Annotated in this window: 2 protein-coding genes; one reads left to right on the forward strand and one right to left on the reverse strand. The window is 65.2% G+C overall.

Annotated features, from left to right (window positions below):
- Positions 1–845: CAP domain-containing protein (locus VFV09_12760; protein HEU4868584.1), on the forward strand; the 845-nt coding region annotated here is incomplete at its 5' end.
- Between the two features lie 58 nt (positions 846–903).
- On the opposite strand, the gene VFV09_12765 is transcribed toward VFV09_12760, so the two are convergent.
- Positions 904–2,165 (reverse strand): EF-Tu/IF-2/RF-3 family GTPase (locus VFV09_12765; protein HEU4868585.1); only part of this gene is annotated, 1,262 nt, incomplete at its 5' end.

Raw genomic sequence — 2,165 nt, forward strand, 5'->3', positions numbered from 1 at the left:
CCCTGCTGTCGCCCCTCATGACGCAGTCCCCAGCGCTGGCCGCAGTCGCCCTTGATTCCGAAGAAGCCGCTTTCTGCACCCTGATCAACAACTACCGCGCCACCAAGGGCCTGCCGGCTCTGATGGTCTCGGAGAGCCTCACCAACGCGTCGGAGTGGCACAGCACCGACATGGCGAACAAGAACTACTTCAGCCACACCGACAGCCTCGGCCGCGACCCGTTCAAGCGGATGACCGCCCTCGGCTACGGCTACAGCACCTACCGGGGTGAGAACATCGCGGCCGGCAACGCCACCGCTGCGGCGACGTTCGACCAGTGGAAGAACTCCTCCGGCCACAACGCCAACATGCTGAACGCCAACTACAAGGTGATCGGCATCGGCAAGGCCTACAACGCGGCCGCCGCCTACCGGAACTACTGGACCACCGACTTCGGCGGTGTCGTCGACCCGGGCGCCGTACCCTGCCCCGGCTCCGGCGGCACGACTCTCCCCCGGGTCACGCCTTCGGTTTCGATTGCCGACGTCTCACTGGTCGAGGGCAACTCCCGAACGTTTGCCACGAAAACCATGACCTTCACGTTGAAGGCCTCCTCCCCGTCGACTGAGGCGATGAAGGTGAACTACTCGACATCCAACGGCACGGCACTGGCCGGCTCCGACTACACGGCTGTCGTCGGCACAGCGACAATCCCGGCCGGGTCGACCAGCGTCAAGGTCACCATGAAGGTCGTCAAGGACAGGGTCAAGGAGGCAAACGAGACCTTCCTCGTGAACCTGTCGACCCCGGTCAACGCAGCCATCGCCGACGGCCTGGCGGTTGGGACGATTGTGAACGACGACTAGAAGCTTCGATGGGGCCGCTGCCTGATACCCCGAGCTCGGCGGCGGCCCTGTCGTAGGTCTACTTGTTGCCGCGGTTGGCGTGGTAGGCCCGGAGGCGCAGGCGCTGGTCCAGCTCGGCCTTGCGCAGGCGAATGCTCTTGGGGGTGATCTCCACCAGCTCGTCGCCGGCCATGAACTCCAGGGCGTTCTCCAGCGACATCATGCGGGGCGGAACCAGCCTGATGCTCTCGTCGGCTGCGTGGGTCCGGATGTTGGTTTTCTTCTTCTCCTTGGTGGGGTTCACGTTCATGTCCTCGGTGCGTGAGTTCTCACCGATGATCATGCCCTCGTAAACCGTCACGCCGGAGCTGACAAAAAGTTCGCCCCGCTCCTGCAGGTCGTACAGTGCGTAGCCCGTGGTCTCGCCAAGCCGGTCGGCCACCAGGGCGCCCGAGATGCGGTGGGGAATTTCGCCGGCCCACTTGTCGTAACCGGCGAAGACGCTGTGGATGATTGCGGTGCCGCGGGACTCGGTCAACATCTCGCCCCGGAAGCCGATCAGGCCTCGGGCGGGGACCCGGAACTCCATGCGAACCCATCCGCTGCCGTGGTTGACCAGGTTTTTCATCCGGCCCTTCCGCAGCGCCAGGGATTGGGTCACGACCCCGACGAACTGCTCGGGAAGGTCCAGCACCAGGTCCTCGTACGGCTCGTGGGTCTCGCCGTCGACCTCTTTGGTGATGACCTCGGGTTTGGAGACCTGAAGCTCGTAGCCCTCGCGGCGCATCGACTCGATGAGGATCGCCAGTTGCAGCTCTCCCCTGCCCCGGACCTCGGTCTTGTCGGGCGAGCCGGTGTCGGCCAGGCGGATCGATACGTTGCCCAGTACCTCCCGCTCCAGGCGGGCCTTGAGGTGGCGGCTGGTGACGAACTTGCCCTCCTTGCCCGAGATCGGCGAGGTGTTCACGCCGAATGTCATGCGCAGCGTGGGCTCGTCGATGGTCAGGACCGGCATCGGGCGGGGGTCTTCGAGGTCGGTGATCGTCTCGCCGACGGTCACGTCACCCAGGCCGGCCATCGAGGCGATGTCGCCGGGGCCGAGCTTCTCGACCTCTTCGTAGTCGAGGCCGGTGTGGGCCAGCATCTTCGTGATGCGGACGGACTCGATCGAGCCGTCCCGGTGACAGACCGCAACCCGGTCGCCGGTGTTGACGTAGCCGTTCCATACCCGGCCGATGGCCAGGCGGCCGACGTAGGGGTCGGCGGCAAGGTTGGTCACCATGAACTGAAGGGGCATCGAGGGGTCGTAGGAAGGGGGCGGGGTGGTCTTGGCAATGGCCT

The organism is Actinomycetota bacterium (genome assembly GCA_035759705.1).
Classification (GTDB): domain Bacteria; phylum Actinomycetota; class CADDZG01; order JAHWKV01; family JAHWKV01; genus JAJCYE01.